Consider the following 25,427-nt stretch of genomic DNA (forward strand, 5'->3'; position numbering starts at 1 on the left):
CGGATTACGGCGTGCCGCCTAATCCCCCCAACGTATCACCAAGGCGGCTCTCCACTTAGCTTATATGGCACGTCTCCCACGCCTGATCGTCCCCGCCCAGCCGCACCACGTCATCCAGACCGGCAACAACGACCAGCTGATCTTCCACGATGCCGAGGATTACCAGGCTTTCCACGGCTGGCTGCGCACCGCCGCCAAAAACCACAAGGTGGCGGTGCATGCCTACGTCCTGATGCCCAACCACCTGCATTTGCTGGTCACGCCGTCCGATGAAAATGGCTTGGGCCAGATGATGCAGTGGATCGGCCGCTACTACGTCCCCTACTTCAACCAGAAATATAGCCGCAGTGGAACTTTGTGGAACGGGCGCTACAAAACTTCCTTGATCGACGCGGATGAATATTTCATGCTGTGCAGTCGTTACATCGAGTTCAACCCGGTCCGCAACGGCATGGTCAGCCGCGCCGAGGACTATCCATGGTCCAGCTATTGCCATCACGCCGGTATCCGCTCGGACGGCTTGGTGGTTGATCACGCGCAATTCTGGGCGCTCGGCAATACGCCGTTTCAACGCGAGGCGGCTTACACGGCCCTGAGCGAACCGCCGCTGACGGAAGAGCAGATTTCCTCCATCAGCAAGGCGCTGCTGAAGGGCTGGCCGCTGGGATCGGACCAGTTCAAGACAGCCTTACAGAACAAGGTCAAGCGTCAGGTATTGCCGGCGAAACGGGGCCGCCCCTTCAAAATCAAGACTGAATCCACCTGAGCTAATTCGGCCAAACCGCAGGAAACTAACGTTCCTGCGGTTTTTCTTTAGTCGGGTTCACTCTGTCCCTAATTAAAATTTTCAGCAACTTCAAAAAATTTAATTCGACTCCGACCCTATTTTTTGTAGTTGTTTTTTACGCTGCATTGCACTACTCTAGTTTCTCATTAGCCTAATTGCCAGCGGAGAAGCCCCATGAAAGCCCAAGGTCTGTACGATCCTTCCAATGAACACGATGCCTGCGGCGTCGGATTCGTCGCCCACATCAAGGGAAATAAAAGCCACTCCATCGTCGAACAGGGTCTGCTGATCCTGAAGAACCTCGATCACCGGGGCGCCGTGGGCGCCGACGCGCTGATGGGCGACGGCGCCGGCATCCTGATCCAGATTCCGGACCAGTACTACCGCGACGAGATGGCCAAGCAGGGCGTGGAACTGCCTCCGCCGGGCGAATACGGCGTCGGCATGGTATTCCTGCCGAAGGAAAACGCGTCCCGCATCGCCTGCGAACAGGAAATCGAGCGCGCCGTGCGCGCCGAAGGTCAGGTCGTGCTGGGCTGGCGCAATGTGCCGGTCGACTGCGAAATGCCAATGTCGCCGACCGTGCGCGCCAAAGAGCCTGTCATCCGCCAGATCTTCATCGGCCGCGGCGCCGACATCATGGTGACCGACGCGCTGGAACGCAAACTGTATGTGATCCGCAAATCGTCCGGCCACGCCATCCAGGCGCTTAAGCTGCTGCACGGCAAAGAATTCTTCGTCGCCTCGATGTCGGCCCGCACCATCGTCTACAAGGGCCTGCTGCTGGCCGACCAGGTCGGCGTGTATTACAAGGATCTGCAGGACGCGCGCTGCGTCTCGGCGCTGGCGCTGGTGCACCAGCGTTTCTCGACCAATACCTTCCCGGAATGGCCGCTGGCCCACCCGTACCGCCTGATCGCCCACAACGGCGAGATTAACACCGTCAAAGGCAACTTCAACTGGATGCGCGCGCGCGAAGGCGTGATGAAATCCGCCGTGCTGGGCGAAGACCTGCAGAAGCTGTTCCCGCTGATCTATGAAGGCCAGTCGGACACCGCCTGCTTCGACAACGCGCTCGAACTGCTGCTGATGGCGGGCTATCCGATCGCCCAGGCGATGATGATGATGATCCCGGAAGCCTGGGAAAATCACGGCACGATGGACGACAATCGCCGTGCGTTCTACGAATATCACGCCGCGATGATGGAACCATGGGACGGCCCGGCCGCCATGGCCTTCACCGATGGCCGCTATATCGGCGGCACGCTGGACCGCAATGGCTTGCGTCCGGCGCGTTATATCGTCACCGACGACGATCTGGTGGTGATGGCGTCGGAATCGGGCGTGTTGCCGATTCCGGAATCGAAAATCATCCAGAAATGGCGCCTGCAGCCGGGCAAGATGTTCCTGATCGACCTGGAAGCGGGCCGCATCATCGACGATAAAGAGCTCAAGGACACCTACGCCAACGCCAAGCCGTACAAGGCGTGGATCAACGCCGTGCGCATCAAGCTCAACGAAATCAAGCTGAGCGAAAGCCAGCTGGCGCACAACCGCGTCAAGTACAGCGCGGCGCCGGGCGAAAAAGCCGTCGCGTCCGTGCTGGACCGCCAGCAGGCGTTCGGCTACACCCAGGAAGACCTGAAGTTCCTGATGGCGCCGATGGCCGCCGCCGGTGAAGAAGCGACCGGCTCGATGGGCAACGATTCGCCGCTGGCCGTCATGTCGAACAAGCTCAAGCCGCTGTACAACTACTTCAAGCAGCTGTTCGCCCAGGTGACCAACCCGCCGATCGACCCGATCCGCGAAGCGATGGTGATGTCGCTGGTGTCGTTCATCGGCCCCAAGCCTAACCTGCTGGACACCAACAACGTCAACCCGCCGATGCGCCTTGAAGTGTCGCAGCCGATTCTCGGCTTCGACGACATGGCGCGCCTGCGCGGCATCAGCCTGCACACCGGCGGCAAGTTCAAGTCGTACGAGCTGAGCATCTGCTACCCGCTGGCCTGGGGCAAGGAAGGCATCGAAGCCTGCCTGGCGTCGCTGTGCGCCGAGGCGGTCGACGCCGTCAAGTCCGGCCACAACATCCTGATCGTCTCCGACCGCTCGATCGGCGCCGATCGTGTCGCCATCCCCGCACTTCTGGCCACATCGACCGTCCATCAGCATCTGGTCAGCAAAGGCCTGCGCGCCTCGACCGGTCTGGTTGTCGAAACCGGCTCGGCCCGCGAAACCCACCATTTCGCGCTGCTGGCAGGCTACGGCGCCGAAGCGATCCACCCGTACCTGGCGATGGAAACCCTGGTCGAGCTGGCGCACGGCATGCCGGGCGACATGTCCGGCGACAAAGCCGTCTACAACTACACCAAGGCCATCGGCAAGGGCCTGATGAAGGTGATGTCGAAGATGGGCATCTCCACGTATATGTCGTACTGCGGCGCGCAGATCTTTGAAGCCGTCGGCCTGAACAAGTCGTTGGTCGACAAATACTTCAAGGGCACCGCCTCGAACGTCGAAGGTATCGGCGTGTTCGAAGTGGCCGAGGAAGCGCTGCGTCTGCACAACCTGGCCTTCGGCGACGATCCTGTGCTGGCCAACAACCTGGACGCCGGCGGCGAGTACGCCTTCCGCGTGCGCGGCGAAGATCACCTGTGGACGCCGGACGCGATCGCCAAGTTGCAGCACTCGACACGCAGCAACAACTTCTCCAGCTATAAAGAGTACGCGCAGATCATCAACGACCAGAGCAAGCGTCACCTGACCTTGCGCGGCCTGTTCGAGTTCAAGCTGGACCCGACCAAGGCGATCCCGCTGGAGGAAGTCGAGCCGGCCAAGGAAATCGTCAAGCGTTTCGCCACCGGCGCGATGTCGATGGGTTCGATCTCGACCGAGGCGCACGCGACCCTGGCCGTGGCGATGAACCGTATCGGCGGCAAGTCGAACACCGGCGAAGGCGGCGAGGATCCATCGCGCTACACGATGGAACTCAAAGGCATCAAGATCAAGCAGGGCGAGACCATGGCTTCGGTCATGGGCAAAGAGCAGATGGTGGTCGACATTCCGTTGCAGGAAGGCGATTCGCTGCGCTCGCGCATCAAGCAGGTGGCTTCGGGTCGTTTCGGCGTCACCGCCGCCTACCTGAACTCGGCCGACCAGATCCAGATCAAGATGGCCCAGGGCGCGAAACCTGGCGAAGGCGGCCAGCTGCCCGGCCATAAAGTGTCGGAATACATCGCCACCCTGCGCTTCTCTGTGCCTGGTGTCGGGTTGATTTCGCCGCCACCGCACCATGACATCTACTCGATCGAAGATCTGGCGCAGCTGATTCACGATCTGAAGAACGCCAATCCGCGCGCTTCGATCTCGGTCAAGCTGGTGTCGGAAGTCGGCATCGGCACCGTTGCCGCCGGCGTCACCAAGGCCAAGGCCGACCACGTCGTCGTTGCCGGCCATGACGGCGGCACGGGCGCTTCGCCATTGTCGTCGGTCAAGCACGCCGGCACCCCTTGGGAGCTGGGCCTGGCTGAAACGCAGCAGACCTTGGTGCTGAACGGCCTGCGCAGCCGCATCCGCGTGCAAGCGGATGGCCAGATGCGCACCGGCCGCGACGTTGTCATCGCCGCCATGCTGGGCGCCGACGAAATCGGCTTTGCCACCGCGCCGCTGGTGGTCGAGGGTTGCATCATGATGCGCAAATGCCATCTGAACACTTGCCCGGTCGGTGTCGCCACGCAGGACCCTGTGCTGCGCGCCAAGTTCTCCGGCAAGCCGGAATACGTGGTCAACTACTTCTTCTTCGTCGCCGAGGAAGCTCGTCAGCTGATGGCGCAACTGGGCATCCGCACGTATGACGAGCTGATCGGCCGCGTCGACCTGCTGGACAAGTCGAAGGCGATCACGCACTGGAAGGCCAAGGGGCTGGACTTCAGCGCCATCTTCTACCAGCCGGAAGTGCAGGACGGCCACTCGATCTATCACACGATGGACCAGGACCACGGCCTCGACAAGGCGCTCGACCACAAGCTGATCGCGCAAGCCAAGGCCGCGCTGGAGAAGGGCGAGCGCGTCTCGTTCATCTCGCCGGTACGCAACGTCAACCGCACCGTCGGCACCATGCTGTCAGGCGAAGTGGCCAAGCGCTATGGTCACGCCGGCCTGCCGGACGACACCATCCACATCCAGCTGCAGGGCACGGCAGGCCAGTCGGCCTGCGCCTTCCTGGCGCACGGCATCACCATCGACCTGGTCGGCGAAGGCAACGATTACGTCGGCAAGGGCTTGTCGGGCGGCCGCATCATCGTGCGTCCGAACACCGAGTTCCGCGGCTGGGCAGTCAACAACATCATCATCGGTAACACGGTGCTGTACGGCGCGATCAGCGGCGAAGCGTTCTTCAACGGCGTGGCCGGCGAACGTTTCGCTGTGCGCAACTCCGGCGCCACGGCCATCGTCGAAGGCACCGGCGACCACGGTTGCGAGTACATGACCGGCGGCACCGTCGTTGTGCTGGGCTGCACCGGCCGCAACTTCGCGGCCGGCATGTCGGGCGGCATCGCCTACGTGTACGACCCGGACGGCGATTTCGCCTCGCGCTGCAACACCGCCATGGTGTCGCTCGAGCCGGTCGTGACCGCCAAGCAGCAGGAAGCGGACAAGGCCACGTGGCACATCCAGCAAAAGGACAAGGGCGCGGAAGCGGACGAGGTGATCCTGAAACGCTTGATCGAGCGCCACTTCAAGCACACCGGTAGTACGCGCGCCCGTCTGTTGCTGGACAACTGGGCCGATGGCCGCAGCAAGTTCGTCAAGGTATTCCCAAGCGAATACAAACGCGCCCTGGCCGAAATGGCCCAGGACGTGGCGAACGAAGCCGCCGCCGTCCAGCCGATCGCCGCTTAAGCGCCGTCTTGTTGACTGAATAATTTAAGGATTTATCGTGGGTAAAATCACCGGTTTCATGGAATTCCAGCGCCAGGACGAGGGCTATCTGCCGCCAGCGGCGCGTTTGAAGAACTATTCCGAGTTCGTCATCACCCTGACCAACGAGCAGGCCAAGGTGCAGGGCGCGCGCTGCATGGATTGCGGCATACCGTTCTGCAACACGGGCTGCCCGGTCAACAACATCATCCCGGACTGGAACGATCTGGTTTATCGCGGCAACTACCGCGAAGCGCTCGACACCTTGCACTCGACCAACAATTTCCCGGAATTCACCGGCCGCATCTGTCCGGCGCCGTGCGAGTCGGCCTGTACCCTGGGCATCAACAATGATCCGGTCGGCATCAAGTCGATCGAGCACAAGATCATCGACGAAGGCTGGGAACACGGCTGGGTCGTGCCGCAGCCTGCGGCCCACCAGACCGGCAAAAAAGTGGCCGTTGTCGGTTCCGGCCCGGCCGGCCTGGCGGCGGCGCAGCAACTGGCGCGCGCCGGCCACGCCGTGACCGTGTTCGAAAAGAGCGACCGCGTCGGCGGCCTGCTGCGTTACGGCATTCCAGACTTCAAGATGGAGAAGTCGCACATCGACCGCCGTATCAAGCAGATGGAAGAAGAAGGCGTCGTATTCCGCACCAGCGTGCTGGTGGGCAAGGACTTCCCGGCCAACGTCAACAACTGGGCCAAGGAAACCATTTTCCCGGAAGACCTGGAAAAAGAATTCGACGCGGTCATCCTGGCCGGCGGCGCCGAACAGCCGCGCGACCTGCCGGTGCCGGGCCGTGAGCTGAAGGGCGTGCATTTCGCGATGGACTTCCTGCCGCTGCAAAACAAGGTCAACGCCGGCGACAAGGTCAAGGACCAGCTGAAGGCCACCGGCAAGCATGTGGTCGTCATTGGCGGCGGCGACACCGGTTCCGACTGCGTCGGCACCTCGAACCGCCACGGCGCCGCCTCGGTCACCCAGTTCGAACTGATGCCGATGCCGCCGGAGCAAGAGAACAAGCCGCTGGTGTGGCCGTACTGGCCGACCAAGCTGCGCACCTCGTCGTCGCACGAAGAAGGTTGCGAGCGCGATTGGGCGGTCGCCACCAAGCGTCTGGAAGGCAAGGGCGGCAAGGTCGACAAGCTGATCGCCTGCCGCGTCGAATGGAAAGACGGCAAGATGGCCGAAGTGCCGAACTCGGAATTCGAAATGAAGGCCGATCTGGTGCTGCTGGCGATGGGCTTCGTGTCGCCGGTCGCCAACGTGCTCGACGCCTTCGGCATCGACAAGGATGCCCGCGGCAACGCCAAGGCCACCACCGATGGCGAGGGTTGCTACAAGACTTCCGCACCGAAAGTGTTTGCCGCCGGCGACGTGCGCCGTGGCCAGTCGCTGGTGGTGTGGGCGATCCGCGAAGGGCGCCAGTGCGCGCGCGCGGTCGACGAGTTCCTGATGGGCTATTCCGACCTGCCGCGTTAATTAGCAAGCAGCGCAGCAGCGGAACGGTTTGCTTCCCAGCCGGGAGCGAGTGGGTGATCCCCGCCCGCTGCCCGGTTTTTTATTCGGGGTCAAGTCTGTCATTCGGACACAGGCTAAGCCGTAGAACGGAAACTGCGCGGCCAACGCATCAGTTCGTGTCCGAATGTCAGACTTGACCCCCGTAGGTTTTTAAATCACGGGCAATGTGCCTGTGCGCACGGTTGTTTATTGGCAGTCAGTCAGAATCCGGTAAGCATTTCGCCCGCACACTGGCTACTGCGCCGCAGCAATGTAACATTTCATGCCTCGTGTAAATTGCTGACTTGAGATTCAGTAGTGTTGTATTATCTGCCACGCACCATAGCGCCAACGGCCCGAAATCGGGGCCTCTCCAGCAGAGATTAACCTTTCTGCACTACAATACGGCATTAAAAATAATGAGTTCAGTCGTGCCTAATCTTGTCGAAATCCGTGATTTACACTTTTCCTATGGAAAGCGCTCGATCCTGTCGGGCCTCCAGATGGATTTCCCACGCGGGAAAGTGATCGCAGTGATGGGCGGTTCGGGCAGCGGCAAGACGACGGTATTGCGACTGATTGGCGGCCAGATCCGCCCGCAAAGAGGCCAGGTGAAGGTCCAGGGCCAGGTTGTGCACAAGTTGAATACCGCCGGCTTGTATCTGCTGCGGCGCAAAATGGGCATGCTGTTCCAGCATGGCGCGCTCTTCACCGACCTTACCGTCTTTGAAAATGTCGCCTTCCCGCTGCGCGAGCACACCGATCTGCCGGAAGAGCTGATCCGCAATCTCGTGCTGATGAAGCTGCACGCGGTCGGCCTGCGCAACGCCGCCAAATTGAAACCGGCCGAGATTTCCGGCGGCATGGCGCGCCGCGTCGCGTTGGCGCGCTCGATCGCGCTCGACCCGGAACTGATCATGTATGACGAGCCGTTCGCCGGCCTCGACCCGATCTCGATGGGCGTCACCGCCAACCTGATCCGCAACCTCAACACCGCGCTCGGCTCGACCACGGTGCTGGTGTCGCACGACGTCAAGGAGTGCTTCGCCATCGCCGACTACGTCTACTTCCTGTCGCAGGGCAAGATCGTCGCGCACGGCACGCCGGCCGACATGATGGTGTCGACCGATCCTTACGTGCACCAGTTCGTCAACGCCGAAGCGGACGGTCCGGTGCCGTTCCACTATCCAGGCAAGTCCCTGGCCGATGATTTGGGCCTGGGGGGAAAGCATGACTGTAAGAAATTGGTTGTCCCAGCTGGGCGCGCCGTTGCGCGATTACATTGAAAGCATCGGTTACGGCGCGCGCCTGTTCCTCAACATGCTGCGCCTGTCGCCCGGCCTGCTGCGCCGCCCGCGCCTGATCATCGAGCAGCTGCATTTCATCGGCAACTATTCGATGCTGATCATCACCCTGTCCGGCCTGTTCGTCGGCATGGTGCTGGGCCTGCAAGGGTATTACACACTGAATAAATACGGCGCCGAGCAGTCGCTCGGCCTGCTGGTGGCGCTGGGCCTGACGCGCGAACTGGGCCCGGTCATCACCGCGCTGCTGTTCGCCGGCCGCGCCGGCACCTCGCTGACGGCGGAAATCGGCCTGATGAAGGCCGGCGAGCAACTGTCGGCGATGGAGATGATGGCCGTCAACCCGATCCAGCGCGTGCTGGCGCCCCGTTTCTGGGCCGGCGTGATCTCGGTGCCGCTGCTGGCGTCGGTGTTCAGCGCGGTCGGCGTCATGGGCGGCTGGCTGGTCGGCGTCAAGCTGATCGGGGTCGACGAGGGCGCGTTCTGGTCGCAGATGCAGGGCGGCGTCGATATCTGGAAGGATATCTTCAACGGCTTCGTCAAGAGCGTGGTGTTCGGCATCGCCATCACCTTTATCGCGCTGTACCAGGGTTATCAGACCCAACCGACGCCGGAAGACGTGGCGCGCGCCACCACCCGCACGGTCGTGATCTCATCGCTGATGATCTGGTGGCTCGATTTCATGCTGACCGCTTTGATGTTCAGCAAATAAAACATAATTAAAGAATACTTAGTAGTATTACGCGAGGAAGAGCTATGCAACGTAAATCACTGGATGTCTGGGTCGGTCTGTTCATCGTCATCGGCGTGGCCGCGCTGATGTTCCTGGCGCTGAAAGCCGGCAACATGGGTTCCATGTCCTTTGGCAAAACGTATCCGATCACGGCCAAGTTCGACAACATCGGCAGCCTGCGTCCGCAGGCGGCGGTCAAGGCGTCGGGCGTGGTGATCGGGCGCGTCGGCGAGATCAAGTTTGATGACAAGAGTTACCAGGCGCTGGTAACCTTGAATATGGAAGAAGGTTATAAATTCCCTAAGGACAGTTCCGCCAAAATTCTGACGGCCGGTCTGCTGGGCGAGCAATACGTAGGCATCGAGGCCGGCGGCGACACCAATAATTTGGCCGCCGGTGACAAAATCGCACGAACCCAATCGGCCGCCGTGCTGGAAGACCTGATCAATCAGTTCATCTACAGCAAGGCCGCTGAAGGAAAAAAGGAAGAATAAATGTCTAGCACCCCGAAACACTTCCGTCAGGCCGCGCTGGCGCTGGGCGTCACCTTGATGCTGGCCGGCTGCGCCGGTCCCAACCCGCGCGATCCGTACGAGAGCTACAACCGCGCCGTGTTCAACTTCAACGACAAGGTCGACACCTACGCGTTGAAGCCCGTTGCGACCGTGTACCGCGACGTTACGCCATCGTTCGTGCAGACCGGCGTGGGCAACTTCTTCGGCAACCTGGGCGACGCCTGGACCGCCGTCAACAATCTGCTGCAAGGCAAGGGCGAGGCCGGCATGACCGACATCACCCGCTTCGCGCTGAACTCGACCCTGGGCATCCTGGGCCTGTTCGACATCGCCTCCGAGGCCGGGTTGCAAAAGCACAAGGAAGACTTCGGCCAGACCCTGGGCACCTGGGGCGTGGCCTCCGGTCCCTACCTGATGCTGCCGCTGCTGGGCCCGTCGACGGTGCGCGACACGGTGGCGCTGCCTGCCGACTTCGCCGGCAACATCTGGCGCTACAAGGACCCGGTGCACGTGCGTAACATCGGCACCGGCGTCAATCTGGTCGACACCCGCGCCAGCCTGCTCGACGCCACCAGCATGCTGGAAGACGCCGCGCTGGACCGCTACGAGTTCATCCGCGACGGCTACATGCAGCGCCGCGAGAGCCAGATCCATCCGGACGGCAATCCGGATAGTTCCAAGAAGCAAGAGCCAGCGGCCGACGAGGGCGCGCCTGCGGCAAAACCCGACGCCGCCCCGGCCGCGCCGGTCACGCCGCAAGGCCCTGCCGACGCGAAACCTGCGGAAAAATCCGCAAGCGTGTCATCCGAATCGGCACCCGAGGAGTTAAACTCCGGTACGCCGGCTGCGAGCAACGCCAGCCTGTGACCCCGAAGAACCCACATAGGTAGATAAAAGATGAAATTATTTAAACAGCTGTTAGCCATTGCCACCGTTTCGCTGGCGTTCAACGCCCACGCCGCCGGTCCCGCCAATGAAGCGCCGGACGCGCTGGTCAAGCGCATCAGCCAGGACGTCATCGAGACCGCTAAGTCCGACAAGGCGATCCAGGCCGGCGACACCAAGAAAGTCATGCAGCTGGTCGAGACCAAGATCCTGCCGTATGTCGATTCGGACCGCATGACCTCGCTGGCGGCCGGCCGCTTCTGGCGCGACGCCACCCCCGAGCAGAAAAAGCAGCTGTCGGAGCAGTTCCGCACCCTGCTGATCTACACCTACTCGGGCGCGCTGTCGCAGATCAAGAACGAAACCGTGGACTTCCAGCCGCTGCGCGCCGACCCGTCGGACACCGAGGTGGAAGTGCGCTCGAAGGTCAACATGACCCGTGGCGAGCCGATCACCCTGAACTACCGCGTGGCCAAGGGCGCCGCCGGCTGGAAGATCTATGACATCAACGTCATGGGCGCCTGGCTGGTCGAGACCTACAAAGGTACGTTCGCGTCCGAGATCAGCAAGGGCGGCGTCGACGGCCTGATCAAGACCCTGACCGCGAAAAACCAGTCGCTGGCCAGCAAACCTTTGAAAACTACGGCAAAATAACGCCACCGCGACGTTTATTAGAAAATAACGACCATGTCCGAACCGACCGACAACCTGCAATCGCTCACGTCCCTGACCGTGCTCAACGCCACCGCGGCGCTTGAGCGCGGCCTAGCCGCCATCAAGGCCGGCCAGACGGTGTTCGATCTGCGCCACGTGTTGACGGTCGATTCGGTGGCCGTTTCGGTCTTGCTGGCGTGGCAACGCGCCGCCAGCGAGGCCGGTCTCAAGCTGGAACTGAAGAACCTGCCGCCGGCGCTGCAAAGCTTGACCAAGCTGTACGGCGTCTGCGCGCTGGTCTTCCCCGAACAAAGCGATCCCGCGCAAGCTTGCGCCGGCCAGGCCGACGTGCCTGCCGACCTGCACCACCATCATTGACCCCCGCCCCACCCCGCCGCGCATTACCCAGTTTGTATCTTTAGTTGTAGCCAGAGTCACCCCCAGTTATTGCCGGTCCGGCTCTGCCTGACCAGATTTCCAATATAATTGAACGTTGCCACCGCCTAAGAGCCGTGGCGCCTGGTTACACCTTCCGCCGTTAGGCATCAATACGCATCCTGCGCCGGCCATGCCGCCGCAACCAACTGATAAGTCAAGCATGACAGCGATCCAAATAACGAACGTCGAGAAGCGCTACAAGTCGCTCCAGGCACTGGGCGGCGTCTCCCTCTCGATCGAGGAGGGCGAATTCTTCGGCCTGCTGGGCCCCAACGGCGCCGGCAAAACCACGCTCATTTCCATCATCGCCGGCTTGATCCGGCCCGACGCCGGCAAGGTCTCGATCCACGGCCACGACGTCACCGGCGACTTCCGCGAGGCGCGCCGCAAGCTCGGCGTGGTGCCGCAGGAGCTGGTGTTCGACCCGTTCTTCACCGTGCGAGAAACCCTGCGCCTGCAGTCGGGCTACTTCGGCCTGCCCAATAATGACGCCTGGATCGACGAGGTGATGCACAACCTCGATCTGACCAACAAGGCCGACACCAATATGCGCGCGCTGTCGGGCGGCATGAAGCGTCGCGTGCTGGTGGCGCAGGCGCTGGTGCACAAGCCGCCCGTCATCGTGCTCGACGAGCCGACCGCCGGCGTCGACGTCGAACTGCGTCAGACCTTGTGGAAGTTCATCTCGCGCCTGAACCGCGAAGGCCACACCGTGGTGCTGACCACCCACTACCTGGAAGAGGCGCAAGCCATGTGCAAGCGCGTGGCCATGCTCAAAAGCGGCAAGGTCGTCGCGCTCGATACGATGGCGGCGCTGATCCGCCGCATCTCCGGCTCGCAGCTGATCGTCAACATGGTGCAGGGCGAGCTGCCGGCCGATTTGCAGCACCTGGTCACGCATCCTGAAACTTCGGACCACGGTCGTAAATACAGCCTGCGCATCAACGAGTATTCGGAGGTCGAGGCCATCCTGGCGCGCCTGCGCGAATCCGGCGCCGTCATCGACGACATGCAGCTGCAACAGGCCGACCTGGAAGACATCTTCCTGCAGATCATGGACAAGGGGACCGTATGAATTTTATCTCGAGCGGCTTCCGCACCCTGGTCTACAAGGAGACCCTGCGCTTCTGGAAGGTGGCCACGCAAACCGTCGCCGCGCCGATCCTGACGGCGATGCTGTACCTGCTGATCTTCGGCCACGTGCTCGAAGGCCGGGTGCAGGTGTATGAAGGCGTCAGCTACACCTCGTTCCTGATCCCCGGCCTGGTGATGATGAGCGTTCTACAGAACGCCTTCGCCAACTCGTCGTCGTCGCTGATCCAGTCCAAGATCACCGGCAACCTGGTGTTCGTGCTGCTCACGCCCCTGTCGCACTGGGAGATCTTTTCCGCCTACGTGCTGGCGGCGATGGTGCGCGGCCTGGCGGTCGGCCTGGGCGTGTTCGCCGCCACCGCCTACTTCGCGCATATGTCGTTCACCGCGCCGCTGTGGATCATCGTGTTCGCGCTGCTGGGCGCCGCCATCCTCGGCACCATGGGCCTGATCGCCGGCATCTGGGCCGAAAAATTCGATCAGCTGGCCGCGTTCCAGAACTTCCTGATCATGCCGCTGACCTTCCTGTCCGGCGTGTTCTACTCGATCCATTCGCTGCCGCCGTTCTGGCTGACGGTGTCGCATCTGAACCCGTTCTTCTACATGATCGACGGCTTCCGCTACGGTTTCTTCGGCCAGTCCGACACCAATCCATGGACCAGCCTTGCGATCGTCTCCGGCTTCCTGGTGGTGCTGTCGCTGGCCGCCATTCGTCTTCTGCGCAGCGGCTATCGTTTACGCCACTGAGGGTTACGTCACTAAAGCGGCGCCATTAATATTTAAGGATTCATCATGACCACCACTCCAGAACTGATCCACGGCTACATCTCCGCCGGCCTCGAATGCACCCACCTCGAAGTCGAAGGCGATGGCCAGCACTTCCAGGCGGTTATCGTCTCGCCGGCGTTCGCGGGCAAGCGCCCGATCCAGCGCCACCAGATCGTCTACGCCGCGCTGGGCGACCGCATGCGCGAAGAGATCCACGCGCTGTCGATGAAAACCCTCACCCCTGAAGAATACAAAGGATAAGCATGGACAAGCTCCTCATCCAAGGCGGCAACCGCCTGCACGGCGACATCAACATCTCCGGCGCCAAGAACGCGGCGTTGCCCATCCTGTGCGCGGGCCTGCTGACCGCCGGCGATCTGGAACTGAGCAACGTGCCGCACCTGCACGACGTCGCCACGATGCTCAAACTGCTGAAGGAAACCGGCCTGCAGGTCAAGCAGGACGGCGACGCCGTCACGCTGAACGGCTCCGCGATCGACAAGCTGGAAGCGCCGTATGAGCTGGTGAAAACCATGCGCGCCTCGATCCTGGTGCTCGGCCCATTGCTGGCGCGCTTCGGCGAAGCCAAGGTGTCGCTGCCGGGCGGCTGCGCGATCGGTTCGCGCCCGGTCGACCAGCACATCAAGGGTCTGCAGGCGCTGGGCGCCGAGATCACCATCGACGCCGGCTACATCTACGCCAAGTGCGCAAAGCTCAAGGGCGCGCGCATCGTCACCGACATGATCACCGTGACCGGCACCGAGAACCTGCTGATGGCCGCGACCCTGGCCGAAGGCGAGACGATCCTGGAAAACGCCGCGCGCGAGCCGGAAGTGACCGACCTGGCCAACCTGCTGGTGGCCATGGGCGCCAAAATCGAAGGCATCGGCACCGACCGCCTGGTGATCCAGGGCGTGGCCGAGCTGCACGGCGCCAAGCACGCCGTCATCTCCGACCGCATCGAGGCGGCGACCTTCCTGTGCGCCGTCGCTGCCACCGGCGGCGACATCACGATCCGCAACACCCGCGTCGACATCCTGGACGCGGCGCTCGACAAGCTGCGCGAAGTGGGCCTGAAGATGACCATCGGCGACAACTGGATCCGCGCGCAGATGGACCAGCGTCCGGAGCCGGTCACCTTCCGCACCACCGAATATCCCGGCTTCCCGACCGACATGCAGGCGCAGTTCATGGCGGTCAACACCATCGCCTCCGGCCCTAGCCGCGTGACCGAGACGATTTTCGAAAACCGCTTCATGCACGTGCAGGAGATGAACCGCCTGGGCGCGTCCATCGAGACCGACGGCAACACGGCCCACATCAAGGGTGTCGCGCAGCTGGTCGGCGCGCCGGTGATGGCGACCGACTTGCGCGCGTCTGCCTCGTTGGTGATCGCGGCGCTGGCCGCGCGCGGCGAGACCCTGATCGACCGCATCTACCACCTCGATCGCGGCTACGACCAGATGGAAGTGAAGCTGTCCGCCGTTGGCGCCAACATCAAACGCATCAAGTAACCCGGATTAAGTAAAACATGAGCGCATTCCAAGCCCAAGCCCCGGCCAACCAGCAGCTGATCCTGGCGCTGTCGAAGGGACGTATTTTCGAGGACACCCTGCCGCTGCTGGAAGCGGCCGGCATCACCGTCACCGAGAACCCCGAGACGTCGCGCAAGCTGATCCTGTCGACCAACGATCCCGATGTGCGCGTCATCATCGTGCGCGCCACCGACGTGCCGACCTATGTGCAGCATGGCGCGGCGGACTTCGGCGTGGCCGGCAAGGACGTGCTGCTGGAGCACGGCGGCGAGGGCTTGTACCAGCCGATCGACTTGAACATCGCGGCCTGCCGCATGTCGGTCGCGGTCAAGAACGGCTTCGATTACGAGACCGCCGTCCGCCAGGGCGCGCGCCTGCGGGTGGCCACCAAGTTCGTGCAGACCGCGCGCGAACACTTCGCCAAGAAGGGCGTGCACGTCGACCTGATCAAACTTTATGGCTCGATGGAGCTGGCGCCGCTGGTCGGCCTGTCCGACGCGATCGTCGACGTGGTCAGCACCGGCAACACGCTGCGCGCCAACGACCTGGTCGAAGTCGAAGCCATCATGGACATCTCCTCGCGCCTGATCGTCAACCAGGCCGCGTTAAAGCTCAAGCGCGAGCGTCTGCAACCGATCATCGAGGCGTTCGAACGCGCTTCCAAGAAGTAATCACGGATTCCATCATGCCGATTCAAATCACCAAGCTCGATTCCACCCAAGCCGATTTCAAAAAGTCACTGGACACCCTGCTGGCGTTTGAAGCGGGCACCGACGATGCCATCGAGCGCGCCGTCGCCGGCATCCTGGCCGACGTCAAGGCACGCGGCGACGCCGCCGTGCTGGAATACACCAACCGCTTCGACCGCATCCCCAACGGCGGCGCCGCCAGCATGGCCGCTTTCGATATTCCAGAAAGCGAATTGCAGGCCGCGCTGGCCGCGATTCCCGCCGCGCAGCGCGAGGCGCTGCAAGTGGCCGCGCAACGCATCCGCGTGTTCCACGAGCGCCAGAAGCAGGAGCTGCAAGGCTTCACCTACACCGAGCCCGATGGCACGGTGCTGGGCCAGAAAATCACCCCGCTCGACCGCGTCGGCATCTATGTCCCCGGCGGCAAGGCCGCCTATCCGTCGTCGGTGCTGATGAACGCGATCCCGGCGCACGTCGCCGGCGTCGGGGAAATCATCATGGTGGTGCCGACCCCGGACGGTGTGAAGAACCAGATGGTGCTGGCCGCCGCCGCCATCGCCGGCGTCACCCGCGTGATCACCATCGGCGGCGCACAAGCCGTCGGCGCGCTGGCGCACGGCACCGAAACGATACAACCGGTCGACAAGATCGTCGGTCCCGGCAACGCCTACGTCGCCGCCGCCAAGCGCCGCGTGTTCGGCATCGTCGGCATCGACATGATCGCCGGTCCGTCCGAGATCCTGATCGTCTGCGACGGCACCACCGATCCGGACTGGGTGGCGATGGACCTGTTCTCCCAGGCGGAGCACGACGAACTGGCGCAGGCCATCATGCTGTGTCCCGACGCCGACTACATCGCCAAAGTGGAAGAAAGCATCAACAAGCTGCTGCCGACGATGCCGCGCCACGAAACCATCCGCACTTCGCTGACCGATCGCGGCGCGCTGGTCAAGGTGCGCGACATGGACGAGGCCTGCGCCATTGCCAACAGCATCGCCGCCGAGCACCTGGAAATCTCCGCCGAGAATCCACAGCAGTGGGCCGACAAGATCCGCCACGCCGGCGCCATGTTCCTGGGCCGCTTCTCGTCCGAGTCGCTGGGCGACTACTGCTGCGGTCCGAACCACGTGCTGCCGACCTCGCGCACCGCGCGCTTCTCGTCGCCGCTGGGCGTGTACGATTTCCAGAAGCGCTCGTCGGTGATCATGGTCAGCGAAGCGGGTGCGCAAACCCTGGGCAAGGTCGCCGCGGAACTGGCCTATGGCGAGGGCTTGCAAGCCCACGCGCGCAGCGCCGAACTGCGTTTGAAGACGCCGCAATGACCGTGCCCATGGCCATGGACAGTCAGGAGACCTGGATCAACCAGGTCTTCTGCGAGGATGCGCTGGCCGGCCTGGCGCGCATCCCGGATGGCTCCATCGATTTGATCCTGACCGATCCGCCTTATAACCTGGGCAAGGACTACGGCAACGATTCCGACTCGCAGACGGTCGAGGAGTACCTGCGCTGGACCGAGCAATGGATCGACGCCGCGCTGCCCAAGCTCAAACCCAACGGCAGCCTGTATATCTTCCTGACCTGGCGCTTTTCGCCGGAGATCTTCGTGCTGCTGAAAAAGCGCATGACAATGATGAACGAGATTATCTGGGACCGCCGGGTGCCGTCGATGGGCGGCAGCGTGCGCAGTTATTCGTCGGTGCACGACACCATCGGCTTCTTCGTGCGCCGCAAGGATTACTACTTCGATCTGGATGCTGTGCGCATTCCGTATGACGCCGAGACCAAGAAGGCCCGTTCGCGCTCGATATTCGTCGGCGCCAAATGGCTGGAGGTGGGCTACAACCCCAAGGATTTGTGGAGCGTGTCGCGTCTGCACCGGGAGCATCCCGAGCGCGCCGACCATCCGACGCAAAAGCCGCTGGAGATCATCGAGCGCATGGTCAAGGCCTCGTGTCCGGCCGACGGCGTGGTGCTGGACCTGTTCATGGGCAGCGGCACGACGGCGATCGCCGCCAAGCGCTGCGGACGCAATTTCGTCGGCTTCGAACTGAATCCGGACTACTGCGCCATCATTGCCGAACGCATCGCGGCGGCGGATCTGCCGCCACCGCCCGAAAAGAAAAAGCCGGTCCCCCGTAGCAGTAAAAAACCCGCGGTCAAACGCACCGCCACCACCACCTAGGAGCCCACGTAAGATGTCTTCCATCGACACCCTGATCGACACCACCATCCGTTCCGATGTGCGCGCCGTCAATGGCTACCACGTCGCCGACGCGAGCGGTTTTATCAAGCTGGATGCGATGGAGAACCCTTACCACCTGCCGGAGCATCTGACGCGCGAACTGGCCCAGCGCCTGGCCGACGTCACCCTGAACCGCTATCCGGTGGCCTCCTACGAAAGCACCAAGGAACGCATCCGCGCCAAGCTGGGCATCCCGGCCGGCTACGACGTCATGCTGGGCAACGGCTCCGACGAGTTGATTTCGATCCTGTGCATGGCCTGCGCCCACCAGGACCGCCGCGCCGTCGCCATCTCGCCGACGCCGTCGTTCGTCATGTATTCGCGCTCGACCAAGTTCGCCGGCATGGATTATGTCGGCGTCTCGGTCAAGGCCGACCTGACGCTCGACATGCCGGCCATGCTGGCGGCGATCGAACAACACAAACCGGCGCTGGTGTTCCTGTCGTACCCGAACAACCCCACCGGCAACCTGTTCTCGGACGAGGACATTGTCACCATCATCAAGGCGCTGGATGGTTTCGGCCTGGCCGTGGTAGACGAGGCCTACGAGCCGTTCGCGCAGCAAACCTTCATGCACCGCCTGCCGGAGTTCGACAATCTGATCGTCATGCGCACGGTGTCCAAGCTCGGTTTGGCCGGCATCCGCCTCGGCTATATGTCCGCCGCGCCCAAATTGCTGGAGCAATTCGACAAAGTGCGGCCTCCTTACAACATCAACGTGCTGACGCAGACGGCGGCCGAATTCGCGCTCGACCATCTGGAGGTGCTGAACCAGCAGGCGGCCGCGTTGCGCGCCGCACGGGCCGATCTGATGGCAGCATTGGCCGCCATGCCCGGTGTCGAGGTCTTTCCGTCGGCGGCGAATTTTATCTTGATTCGGGTGCCAAATGCCGATGATGCCTATGCGAAACTACTGTCCCACAAGGTATTAATTAAAAATATGAGTAAAATGGATACCGTGATGGCCAATTGTCTACGTGTCACGGTCAGCACACCGGAAGAGAACATCGCCTTCCTGGATGCATTATCCGCATCGCTTGCAGCTTAAATCACCGCCATCGAGCCCTTCATGAACCGCATCGCAGAAATCATCCGCAACACCAACGAGACGCAAGTCCGCGTTTCCATCAATCTCGACGGCACCGGCAAGCAAAAGCTGAACACCGGCGTGCCCTTCCTCGACCATATGCTGGACCAGATCGCCCGCCACGGCCTGTTCGACCTCGACGTCGAAGCCACCGGCGACATCCACATCGACAACCACCACACGGTCGAGGACGTCGGCATCACCCTGGGCATGGCCGTGGCCAAGGCCATCGGCGACCGCAAGGGCATCGTCCGCTACGGCCACTCGTATGTGCCGCTGGACGAGGCGCTGTCGCGCGTGGTGCTCGATTTCTCGGGCCGTCCAGGCATCGAATACCATATCCCGTTCACGCGCGCGATGATCGGCACCTTCGACGTCGACCTGACCCTGGAATTTTTCCGCGGCTTCGTCAACCACGCGCTGGTGACCTTGCACATCGACAACCTGCGCGGCACCAACGCGCACCATCAATGCGAAACCGTGTTCAAGGCCTTCGGTCGCGCGCTGCGCATGGCGTCCGAGCTGGACCCGCGCGCCGCCGGCACCATTCCTTCGACCAAGGGCAGCCTGTAAGGCTTAGCGAACCACCTACTCATTATGAAAAAAATTGTCGTAGTTGATTACGGTATGGGTAATCTGCGTTCGGTCGCGCAAGCGCTGCGCGCGGTCGCCCCCGAGGCCAACGTCCTGATCTCGGGCGAAGTGGCCGATATCGAAAGTGCCGACCGCATCGTGCTGCCCGGCCAGGGCGCGATGCCGGACTGCATGCGCAGCCTGCGCGAATCCGGCGTGCAGGACGCGCTGATGGTGGCGGCGCGCAACAAGCCGCTGCTGGGCGTGTGCATCGGCGAGCAGATGCTGTTCGACGGCAGCGAAGAGGGCGACGCCGCCGGCCTGGGCCTGCTGCCGGGCAAGGTGGTGCGCTTCCAGCTCGACGGTCAGTTGCAGGAGGACGGCTCGCGTTTCAAGGTGCCGCAGATGGGCTGGAACCAAGTCCAGCAAAACGCGTCCCACCCTATGTGGCAGGATATCGCCGACAACAGTTATTTCTACTTTGTGCACAGTTATTTCGCCCAGCCGGAACAGGGCGCGCATACCGTCGGCCTGACCGTCTACGGTGCGCCATTCAGTTGCGCCGTCGCTCGTGATAATATTTTTGCTACACAGTTCCATCCGGAGAAAAGCGCCGCGACCGGACTGCAGTTGTACAAGAACTTTGTTCACTGGAATCCCTGATCTCCCTGGCTTGACACCTCGAACCCTCTCACCTTCTCACACTTAAACCATCATGCTGCTCATTCCTGCCATCGACCTCAAAGACGGTCACTGCGTTCGCTTGAAACAAGGCGATATGGAACTCGCCACCGTATTTTCCGAAGATCCGGCCGATATGGCTTTGCATTGGCTGAAGCAGGGCGCGCGCCGCCTGCATCTGGTCGATCTGAACGGCGCCTTCGCGGGCAAGCCGAAGAACGAGGGCGCCGTCAAGGCGATCCTGAAGGTGGTGCAGGAGTACGCCGAGGAAAACGGCCTGGACGAGATCCCGGTCCAGCTGGGCGGCGGCATCCGCGACCTCGACACCATCGAGCGCTATCTGGACGCCGGCATCAGCTACGTCATCATCGGCACCGCCGCCGTCAAGGAGCCGGGCTTCCTGCACGACGCCTGCGGCGCCTTCCCGGGCCACATCATCGTCGGCCTGGACGCCAAGGATGGCAAGGTCGCCACCGACGGCTGGAGCAAGATGTCCGGCCACGAGGTGATCGACCTGGCCAAGAAGTTCGAAGCCTACGGCGTCGAATCGATCATCTACACCGACATCGGCCGCGACGGCATGATGGGCGGCGTCAACATCGAGGCCACTGTCAAGCTGGCGCAAGCGGTCAAGATCCCGGTCATCGCCTCCGGCGGCCTGCACAACCTGGCCGACGTCGAAGCGCTGTGCGCGGTGCAGGACGAAGGCATCGAGGGCGTCATCTGCGGCCGCTCGATCTACGAGGGCACGATCGACCTGGCCTCGGCGCAGTTGCGCGCCGACGAGCTCAGCGGCGACCTGATCGACGACGAAGAAGAATAAGGTTCCCATGCTCGCTAAACGCATCATTCCCTGCCTGGACGTGACCGACGGCCGCGTCGTCAAAGGCGTCAACTTCACCGAGTTGCGCGACGCCGGCGATCCGGTCGAGATCGCCCGCCGCTACGACGAGCAGGGCGCCGACGAACTGACCTTCCTCGACATTACCGCCACCAGCGACAACCGCGGCCTGATCCTCGACATCATCGAGGCCGTGGCCTCGCAGGTGTTCATTCCGCTGACGGTCGGCGGCGGCGTGCGCGAGGTGGCCGACGTGCGCCGCCTGCTCAACGCCGGCGCGGACAAGGTCAGCATGAACTCGTCGGCCGTCAGCAATCCGCAACTGGTGTTCGACGCCTCGCAAAAGCACGGTTCGCAGTGCATCGTGGTGGCGATCGACGCCAAGCAGGTCTCGCCTGGCAAGTGGGAAGTGTTCACGCACGGCGGCCGCAAGGCCACCGGCATCGACGCCATCGAGTGGGCCGTCAAAATGGAAAAACTGGGCGCGGGCGAAATCCTGCTCACCAGCATGGACCGCGACGGCACCAAGTCCGGCTTCGACCTGGGCCTGACGCGCGGCGTGTCCGACGCCGTCGGCATCCCGGTGATCGCCTCGGGCGGCGTCGGCGGCCTGCAGGACCTGGCCGACGGCGTCAAGCTGGGCAAGGCGGACGCGGTGCTGGCGGCCAGCATTTTCCACTACGGTCAGCACACGGTGCAGGAAGCCAAACGTTTCATGGCACAACAGGGCATTCCGATGCGCCTGACCAATTGATCACAGCACTGGATAGCATGATGTCGACTCCCCCGAGCAGCCTTGCCAAGGCCAAATGGCTGAAAAAGATTCAATGGGACGAAAACGGCCTGGTGCCGGTCATCGCCCAGGAAGCCGGCAGCAATGACGTGCTGATGTTCGCGTGGATGAACCGCGACGCCCTGGCCAAGACGGTCGAGCTGGGCGAGGCGGTGTACTGGAGTCGTTCGCGCAAGAAACTGTGGCACAAGGGCGAGGAGTCCGGCCACACGCAAAAGGTGCTGGAGATCCGCCTCGACTGCGACGAGGACGTGGTGCTGCTCAAGATCGAGCAGGCCGGCGGCATCGCCTGCCATACGGGCCGGCATTCGTGCTTCTTCCAGAAGTTCGAGGGCGACGCGCTCGAGGGCGACTGGCAGAACAGCGAGCCGGTGCTGAAAGATCCGTCCGATATCTACGCGGCAAAGCCGAAGAAGGCACCATGAGCACACAACTGGACCGCCTGGCCGAGCTGATCGAGTCACGCAAGCCGGCCAACGGCGGCGACCCCGCCGCCTCCTACGTCGCCAAGCTGTTCGCCAAGGGCGACGACGCCATCCTGAAAAAAATCGGCGAGGAAGCCACCGAGACGGTGATGGCCGCCAAGGACGCGCGCCACGCCGGCGGCAACGGCGACAAGGTCTTGTACGAAGTGGCCGACTTGTGGTTCCATACGCTGGTGCTGCTGGCCCAGTTCGACCTCAAGCCGCAGCAGGTGCTCGACGAGCTGGCGCGCCGCGAGGGCGTCTCCGGCATCGCCGAAAAAGCCGCGCGCGCCGAATAACACCCCCATTGATGGAGTCGCTGTGGAAAACTGCCTGTTTTGCAAGATAGCCGAAAAGAAAATTCCTTCGACGGCCGTGTATGAGGACGACGAGTTGCTGGCGTTCAAGGATATCAATCCGGCCGCGCCCGTACATCTGCTGGTAATTCCGAAGAAACACATCTCGACCTTGTCCGATTGCAGCGCCAACGAGGCGCCTTTGCTGGGCAAGATGCTGGCGCTCGCCCCCCGTCTGGCAGAGGAATTCGGCTGCGCAGTCAGCTATGATGCGGACGGCACGCCCGGCGGCGGTTACAAGAGTGTGATCAACAGTGGGCCGGACGGCGGGCAGGAGGTGTACCATCTGCATTTGCACGTGATCGGCGGCGCGCACCCCTGGCGCGGCGAGCGGTAAAAACCGTTCTCCGGGCGCCATGGCGGTGGTTATATCGCTTGCCACATGACATCTACATGACACGCCGCTGTTCGCTTATACTGTCGCACGCGGTTCTTGAATCAACGGATAATCTGGGCGCATGCGCCTTGCAAGGGGAATATGATGGGTTCATTTAGTATTTGGCACTGGCTGATCGTTCTGGTGATTGTGATGCTGGTCTTCGGCACCAAGAAACTGAGCAATATGGGTTCCGACATCGGCAAGGCCGTCAAGGGCTTCAAGGATGGCGTCAAGGGCGACGACGAGAAGCCGGTCACGCCGGTCACGCCGAGCACCATCGACGTCGACGCCAAAGAGAAAAACAAGCTGTAAGCTGGTCCGGGTCCTGGAGCACTCCCTGGGCCCGGTTCGCTGACGCGCATATCCTATGATCGATCTCGGTCTCACCAAACTTGCAGTGATCGGCGTGGTTGCGCTGATCGTCATCGGTCCCGAAAAGCTGCCGCGCGTCGCGCGCATGGCCGGGACTCTGTACGGGCGCGCCCAGCGCTACCTGAACGAGGTCAAATCCGAGGTCTCGCGCGAAATCGAGCTGGAGGAATTGAAAAACCTCCACAAGACGGTGCAGGACGCCGCCCAGAACATCAAGAGCGATGTGGAAAACTCGATTTCGCAGAACATCTCCGAAGTCGAAAACGCCTGGCACGACACGCCGGCCTCGATACCAGACACCGCCTCGTACGGCAGCGTGAGCACCGACGACCTGGCGCGCAAGGCGCGCGAATTCCGCCGCAAGAAGGTGGTGCGCAGCGCCGCCATTCCGGCCTGGTACAAGCAGCGCCACGGCGGCAAGCTGCATGTGACCTCCGGCGCGGCGCGCGTCGCCCGCTTCCGTCCACGCGGCAACACCAACGCTAGCTTCTACTAATGACTACACCGAACTCCGGCGAAGAAACCTTCATCTCCCACCTGATCGAACTGCGCGACCGCTTGGTCAAGGCGTCGATCGGGGTGGCGCTGGTGTGCCTGGCGCTGATGATCTGGCCAGGGCCGTCGCAAATCTACGATTTCATCGCGCGGCCGATGATCGCCTCGCTCCCGGTCGGCTCGAAGATGATCGCCACCGGCGTCATTTCGCCGTTCCTGGTGCCGATGAAGGTGACCCTGGTGATTTCGATTATCCTGTCGCTGCCGTGGGTGCTGTACCAGCTGTGGGCGTTCGTCGCGCCCGGCCTTTACGCGCATGAAAAGCGCCTGATCGCGCCGCTGGTCATTTCGTCGTCGTTCCTGTTCATGTCGGGCGTGGCGTTCTGCTACTTCCTGGTGTTCGGCCGGGTGTTCCAGTTCATCGCCGAGTTCTCGCCGCAGTCCATCGCGGTGACGCCGGACATCGAAAATTATCTCGATTTCGTCATGTCGATGTGTCTGGCTTTTGGCGCGACCTTCGAGGTGCCGGTGGTGGTGGTGATCCTGGTGCGCATGGGATTTGTGACCGTGGCCAAGCTCAAGGAAATCCGTCCCTACGCCATCGTCGGCGCGTTCGTCATCGCCGCGATCGTCACGCCGCCGGATGCGGTCAGCATGTTCTCGCTGGCTATTCCGATGTGCCTGCTGTTCGAGTTGGGCTTGCTGGTGGCGCCGATGTTCGTACGCATGTCCACTGCGCCGGAAGAGAAGCAGTCCTGATCAGCCCGGTAGCCGTGTCAAGATCACGGCGACCAGCCCGAGCGTGATCACTTGTCCCGCCAGTGCGATGCCGAGCAGCCAGCGCAGCGGGCGCAGTTTGGACTCGAATCGCGCTTCAAACCGCTCGAATCGCGCATCGATTTCAACGTTCAGCCGGTCGAATCGCGCATCGATTTCAACGTTCAGCCGGTCGAAGCGCGCATCGATTTCAATCTTCAGCTGGTCGATTCGCGCGTCGATTTCGACCTTCAGCCTATCCATGCGCGCATACACCTCGGTCTTTAGCATATCCATTCTCGCCAAGAGCTCGCTTCTCACTAGCACTAACTCGGCCGGCGTGACGCTGGCCGTCGCCAGCGCCTCGCTCAGCGCCTGCGCATGGGCGTCGGCCTGATCGGCCGGGATTCCGGCTTCCGCCAACTTTCTGGCGTACTCAAGGGTGTCGAATTTGATCGGCATGGTCATGATCACTCCCGGCTTTTATCGTAGCAGAACCGGCCCGGCATGGGCCAAGCGACCATCGTATCGAATCGGTGGATGAGGCCTTTGCGCGCTCGCAAGCGGCCC

Annotated in this window: 28 protein-coding genes; 27 read left to right on the top strand and 1 reads right to left on the bottom strand. The window is 62.3% G+C overall.

The genetic code is table 11. The annotated features are described in order from the left end of the window. Nucleotides 1-64 precede the first annotated feature (64 nt). The 27 genes from AC0IYS_RS01190 to tatC all read left to right on the top strand — a co-directional run bounded on the left by AC0IYS_RS01190 (nucleotide 65) and on the right by tatC (nucleotide 24,860). Nucleotides 65-766, top strand: coding sequence for an REP-associated tyrosine transposase (locus AC0IYS_RS01190; protein WP_471703466.1), 702 nt, complete (start codon nucleotides 65-67; stop codon nucleotides 764-766). Between the two features lie 195 nt (nucleotides 767-961). Beyond that, nucleotides 962-5,686, top strand: coding sequence for a glutamate synthase-related protein (locus AC0IYS_RS01195; RefSeq protein ID WP_471703467.1), 4,725 nt, complete (start codon nucleotides 962-964; stop codon nucleotides 5,684-5,686). 37 nt (nucleotides 5,687-5,723) lie between these two features. Then, the gene (locus AC0IYS_RS01200; RefSeq protein WP_090324471.1) at nucleotides 5,724-7,187 is read left to right on the top strand and encodes a glutamate synthase subunit beta; all 1,464 of its coding nucleotides are present in this window, start codon (nucleotides 5,724-5,726) and stop codon (nucleotides 7,185-7,187) included. Nucleotides 7,188-7,636: 449 nt separating this feature from the next. Next, nucleotides 7,637-8,491: an ABC transporter ATP-binding protein gene (locus AC0IYS_RS01205; RefSeq protein ID WP_471703468.1), complete on the top strand. Its 855-nt coding sequence runs from the start codon at nucleotides 7,637-7,639 to the stop codon at nucleotides 8,489-8,491. Then, on the top strand, nucleotides 8,436-9,221 hold the full coding sequence (mlaE, locus tag AC0IYS_RS01210; RefSeq protein WP_471703469.1) for a lipid asymmetry maintenance ABC transporter permease subunit MlaE: 786 nt from the start codon (nucleotides 8,436-8,438) through the stop codon (nucleotides 9,219-9,221). Before AC0IYS_RS01205 ends, mlaE begins: the two co-directional genes overlap by 56 nt. Nucleotides 9,222-9,265: 44 nt before the next feature. Further along, nucleotides 9,266-9,736, top strand: coding sequence for an outer membrane lipid asymmetry maintenance protein MlaD (mlaD, locus tag AC0IYS_RS01215; protein ID WP_090324479.1), 471 nt, complete (start codon nucleotides 9,266-9,268; stop codon nucleotides 9,734-9,736). Next, a complete protein-coding gene (locus AC0IYS_RS01220) occupies nucleotides 9,737-10,624 on the top strand; it encodes an MlaA family lipoprotein (RefSeq protein ID WP_471703470.1) in 888 nt (295 codons plus the stop codon). Nucleotides 10,625-10,654: 30 nt separating this feature from the next. Next, on the top strand, nucleotides 10,655-11,296 hold the full coding sequence (locus AC0IYS_RS01225) for an MlaC/ttg2D family ABC transporter substrate-binding protein (protein WP_471703471.1): 642 nt from the start codon (nucleotides 10,655-10,657) through the stop codon (nucleotides 11,294-11,296). Between the two features lie 33 nt (nucleotides 11,297-11,329). Then, nucleotides 11,330-11,674: an STAS domain-containing protein gene (locus tag AC0IYS_RS01230; protein ID WP_315216043.1), complete on the top strand. Its 345-nt coding sequence runs from the start codon at nucleotides 11,330-11,332 to the stop codon at nucleotides 11,672-11,674. A 220-nt stretch (nucleotides 11,675-11,894) separates the two neighbouring features. Further along, nucleotides 11,895-12,809 (top strand): ABC transporter ATP-binding protein, encoded by a 915-nt coding sequence (locus AC0IYS_RS01235; RefSeq protein WP_471703472.1) that lies wholly within the window; start codon nucleotides 11,895-11,897, stop codon nucleotides 12,807-12,809. Then, nucleotides 12,806-13,573, top strand: a complete 768-nt coding sequence (locus AC0IYS_RS01240) for an ABC transporter permease (protein WP_471703473.1) — start codon at nucleotides 12,806-12,808, stop codon at nucleotides 13,571-13,573. Before AC0IYS_RS01235 ends, AC0IYS_RS01240 begins: the two co-directional genes overlap by 4 nt. Before the next feature lie 45 nt (nucleotides 13,574-13,618). Next, nucleotides 13,619-13,855, top strand: coding sequence for a BolA family protein (locus AC0IYS_RS01245; protein WP_090324494.1), 237 nt, complete (start codon nucleotides 13,619-13,621; stop codon nucleotides 13,853-13,855). A 2-nt stretch (nucleotides 13,856-13,857) separates the two neighbouring features. Next, complete coding sequence (gene murA / locus AC0IYS_RS01250; RefSeq protein WP_471703474.1) at nucleotides 13,858-15,108, top strand: UDP-N-acetylglucosamine 1-carboxyvinyltransferase; 1,251 nt, start codon at nucleotides 13,858-13,860, stop codon at nucleotides 15,106-15,108. A 17-nt stretch (nucleotides 15,109-15,125) separates the two neighbouring features. After that, entirely contained in the window at nucleotides 15,126-15,800 is a 675-nt protein-coding gene (hisG, locus tag AC0IYS_RS01255; protein WP_471703475.1) for an ATP phosphoribosyltransferase, read from the top strand. Nucleotides 15,801-15,814: 14 nt separating this feature from the next. Next, the gene (gene hisD, locus AC0IYS_RS01260) at nucleotides 15,815-17,140 is read left to right on the top strand and encodes a histidinol dehydrogenase (protein WP_471703476.1); all 1,326 of its coding nucleotides are present in this window, start codon (nucleotides 15,815-15,817) and stop codon (nucleotides 17,138-17,140) included. Continuing rightward, nucleotides 17,137-18,000 (top strand): DNA-methyltransferase, encoded by an 864-nt coding sequence (locus AC0IYS_RS01265; protein ID WP_471703477.1) that lies wholly within the window; start codon nucleotides 17,137-17,139, stop codon nucleotides 17,998-18,000. The genes hisD and AC0IYS_RS01265 overlap by 4 nt, the downstream gene beginning before the upstream one ends. Before the next feature lie 13 nt (nucleotides 18,001-18,013). Beyond that, complete coding sequence (gene hisC, locus AC0IYS_RS01270) at nucleotides 18,014-19,108, top strand: histidinol-phosphate transaminase (RefSeq protein ID WP_471703478.1); 1,095 nt, start codon at nucleotides 18,014-18,016, stop codon at nucleotides 19,106-19,108. A gap of 21 nt (nucleotides 19,109-19,129) precedes the next feature. Continuing rightward, the gene (gene hisB, locus AC0IYS_RS01275) at nucleotides 19,130-19,720 is read left to right on the top strand and encodes an imidazoleglycerol-phosphate dehydratase HisB (RefSeq protein ID WP_471703479.1); all 591 of its coding nucleotides are present in this window, start codon (nucleotides 19,130-19,132) and stop codon (nucleotides 19,718-19,720) included. Nucleotides 19,721-19,744: 24 nt separating this feature from the next. After that, the gene (gene hisH, locus AC0IYS_RS01280; protein ID WP_471703480.1) at nucleotides 19,745-20,383 is read left to right on the top strand and encodes an imidazole glycerol phosphate synthase subunit HisH; all 639 of its coding nucleotides are present in this window, start codon (nucleotides 19,745-19,747) and stop codon (nucleotides 20,381-20,383) included. A 52-nt stretch (nucleotides 20,384-20,435) separates the two neighbouring features. Next, nucleotides 20,436-21,224, top strand: a complete 789-nt coding sequence (gene hisA, locus AC0IYS_RS01285; RefSeq protein ID WP_315216072.1) for a 1-(5-phosphoribosyl)-5-[(5-phosphoribosylamino)methylideneamino]imidazole-4-carboxamide isomerase — start codon at nucleotides 20,436-20,438, stop codon at nucleotides 21,222-21,224. Between the two features lie 7 nt (nucleotides 21,225-21,231). Continuing rightward, on the top strand, nucleotides 21,232-21,996 hold the full coding sequence (hisF, locus tag AC0IYS_RS01290; protein ID WP_471703481.1) for an imidazole glycerol phosphate synthase subunit HisF: 765 nt from the start codon (nucleotides 21,232-21,234) through the stop codon (nucleotides 21,994-21,996). 20 nt (nucleotides 21,997-22,016) lie between these two features. Further along, entirely contained in the window at nucleotides 22,017-22,460 is a 444-nt protein-coding gene (gene hisI / locus AC0IYS_RS01295) for a phosphoribosyl-AMP cyclohydrolase (RefSeq protein WP_471703482.1), read from the top strand. Next, nucleotides 22,457-22,798, top strand: a complete 342-nt coding sequence (locus AC0IYS_RS01300) for a phosphoribosyl-ATP diphosphatase (RefSeq protein WP_471703483.1) — start codon at nucleotides 22,457-22,459, stop codon at nucleotides 22,796-22,798. Before hisI ends, AC0IYS_RS01300 begins: the two co-directional genes overlap by 4 nt. Nucleotides 22,799-22,820: 22 nt before the next feature. Beyond that, nucleotides 22,821-23,192, top strand: a complete 372-nt coding sequence (locus AC0IYS_RS01305; RefSeq protein ID WP_471703484.1) for a histidine triad nucleotide-binding protein — start codon at nucleotides 22,821-22,823, stop codon at nucleotides 23,190-23,192. A 144-nt stretch (nucleotides 23,193-23,336) separates the two neighbouring features. Then, nucleotides 23,337-23,546, top strand: a complete 210-nt coding sequence (gene tatA, locus AC0IYS_RS01310; protein WP_471703485.1) for a Sec-independent protein translocase subunit TatA — start codon at nucleotides 23,337-23,339, stop codon at nucleotides 23,544-23,546. Between the two features lie 55 nt (nucleotides 23,547-23,601). Further along, nucleotides 23,602-24,102 (top strand): Sec-independent protein translocase protein TatB, encoded by a 501-nt coding sequence (gene tatB / locus AC0IYS_RS01315; protein ID WP_090324524.1) that lies wholly within the window; start codon nucleotides 23,602-23,604, stop codon nucleotides 24,100-24,102. Further along, complete coding sequence (tatC, locus tag AC0IYS_RS01320) at nucleotides 24,102-24,860, top strand: twin-arginine translocase subunit TatC (protein ID WP_471703486.1); 759 nt, start codon at nucleotides 24,102-24,104, stop codon at nucleotides 24,858-24,860. Before tatB ends, tatC begins: the two co-directional genes overlap by 1 nt. On the opposite strand, the gene AC0IYS_RS01325 is transcribed toward tatC, so the two are convergent. Further along, nucleotides 24,861-25,325: a hypothetical protein gene (locus AC0IYS_RS01325; RefSeq protein ID WP_471703487.1), complete on the bottom strand. Its 465-nt coding sequence runs from the start codon at nucleotides 25,323-25,325 to the stop codon at nucleotides 24,861-24,863. Nucleotides 25,326-25,427: the final 102 nt, after the last annotated feature.

The sequence above is a fragment of the Duganella sp. AC237 genome (genome assembly GCF_979254035.1).

Bases quoted from the DNA above. Each gene is read 5' to 3' on its own strand.
- murA (WP_471703474.1), top strand. From the start codon at position 13,858: ATGGACAAGCTCCTCATCCAAGGCGGCAACCGCCTGCACGGCGACATC.
- tatA (WP_471703485.1), top strand. From the start codon at position 23,337: ATGGGTTCATTTAGTATTTGGCACTGGCTGATCGTTCTGGTGATTGTG.
- mlaD (WP_090324479.1), top strand. From the start codon at position 9,266: ATGCAACGTAAATCACTGGATGTCTGGGTCGGTCTGTTCATCGTCATC.
- hisH (WP_471703480.1), top strand. From the start codon at position 19,745: ATGAAAAAAATTGTCGTAGTTGATTACGGTATGGGTAATCTGCGTTCG.
- tatB (WP_090324524.1), top strand. From the start codon at position 23,602: ATGATCGATCTCGGTCTCACCAAACTTGCAGTGATCGGCGTGGTTGCG.
- AC0IYS_RS01240 (WP_471703473.1), top strand. From the start codon at position 12,806: ATGAATTTTATCTCGAGCGGCTTCCGCACCCTGGTCTACAAGGAGACC.
- AC0IYS_RS01245 (WP_090324494.1), top strand. From the start codon at position 13,619: ATGACCACCACTCCAGAACTGATCCACGGCTACATCTCCGCCGGCCTC.
- hisG (WP_471703475.1), top strand. From the start codon at position 15,126: ATGAGCGCATTCCAAGCCCAAGCCCCGGCCAACCAGCAGCTGATCCTG.
- AC0IYS_RS01300 (WP_471703483.1), top strand. From the start codon at position 22,457: ATGAGCACACAACTGGACCGCCTGGCCGAGCTGATCGAGTCACGCAAG.
- AC0IYS_RS01220 (WP_471703470.1), top strand. From the start codon at position 9,737: ATGTCTAGCACCCCGAAACACTTCCGTCAGGCCGCGCTGGCGCTGGGC.
- tatC (WP_471703486.1), top strand. From the start codon at position 24,102: ATGACTACACCGAACTCCGGCGAAGAAACCTTCATCTCCCACCTGATC.
- AC0IYS_RS01235 (WP_471703472.1), top strand. From the start codon at position 11,895: ATGACAGCGATCCAAATAACGAACGTCGAGAAGCGCTACAAGTCGCTC.
- hisI (WP_471703482.1), top strand. From the start codon at position 22,017: ATGTCGACTCCCCCGAGCAGCCTTGCCAAGGCCAAATGGCTGAAAAAG.
- hisF (WP_471703481.1), top strand. From the start codon at position 21,232: ATGCTCGCTAAACGCATCATTCCCTGCCTGGACGTGACCGACGGCCGC.
- hisB (WP_471703479.1), top strand. From the start codon at position 19,130: ATGAACCGCATCGCAGAAATCATCCGCAACACCAACGAGACGCAAGTC.
- AC0IYS_RS01190 (WP_471703466.1), top strand. From the start codon at position 65: ATGGCACGTCTCCCACGCCTGATCGTCCCCGCCCAGCCGCACCACGTC.
- mlaE (WP_471703469.1), top strand. From the start codon at position 8,436: ATGACTGTAAGAAATTGGTTGTCCCAGCTGGGCGCGCCGTTGCGCGAT.
- AC0IYS_RS01225 (WP_471703471.1), top strand. From the start codon at position 10,655: ATGAAATTATTTAAACAGCTGTTAGCCATTGCCACCGTTTCGCTGGCG.
- hisD (WP_471703476.1), top strand. From the start codon at position 15,815: ATGCCGATTCAAATCACCAAGCTCGATTCCACCCAAGCCGATTTCAAA.
- AC0IYS_RS01195 (WP_471703467.1), top strand. From the start codon at position 962: ATGAAAGCCCAAGGTCTGTACGATCCTTCCAATGAACACGATGCCTGC.
- AC0IYS_RS01325 (WP_471703487.1), bottom strand. From the start codon at position 25,325: ATGACCATGCCGATCAAATTCGACACCCTTGAGTACGCCAGAAAGTTG.
- hisC (WP_471703478.1), top strand. From the start codon at position 18,014: ATGTCTTCCATCGACACCCTGATCGACACCACCATCCGTTCCGATGTG.
- hisA (WP_315216072.1), top strand. From the start codon at position 20,436: ATGCTGCTCATTCCTGCCATCGACCTCAAAGACGGTCACTGCGTTCGC.
- AC0IYS_RS01230 (WP_315216043.1), top strand. From the start codon at position 11,330: ATGTCCGAACCGACCGACAACCTGCAATCGCTCACGTCCCTGACCGTG.
- AC0IYS_RS01265 (WP_471703477.1), top strand. From the start codon at position 17,137: ATGACCGTGCCCATGGCCATGGACAGTCAGGAGACCTGGATCAACCAG.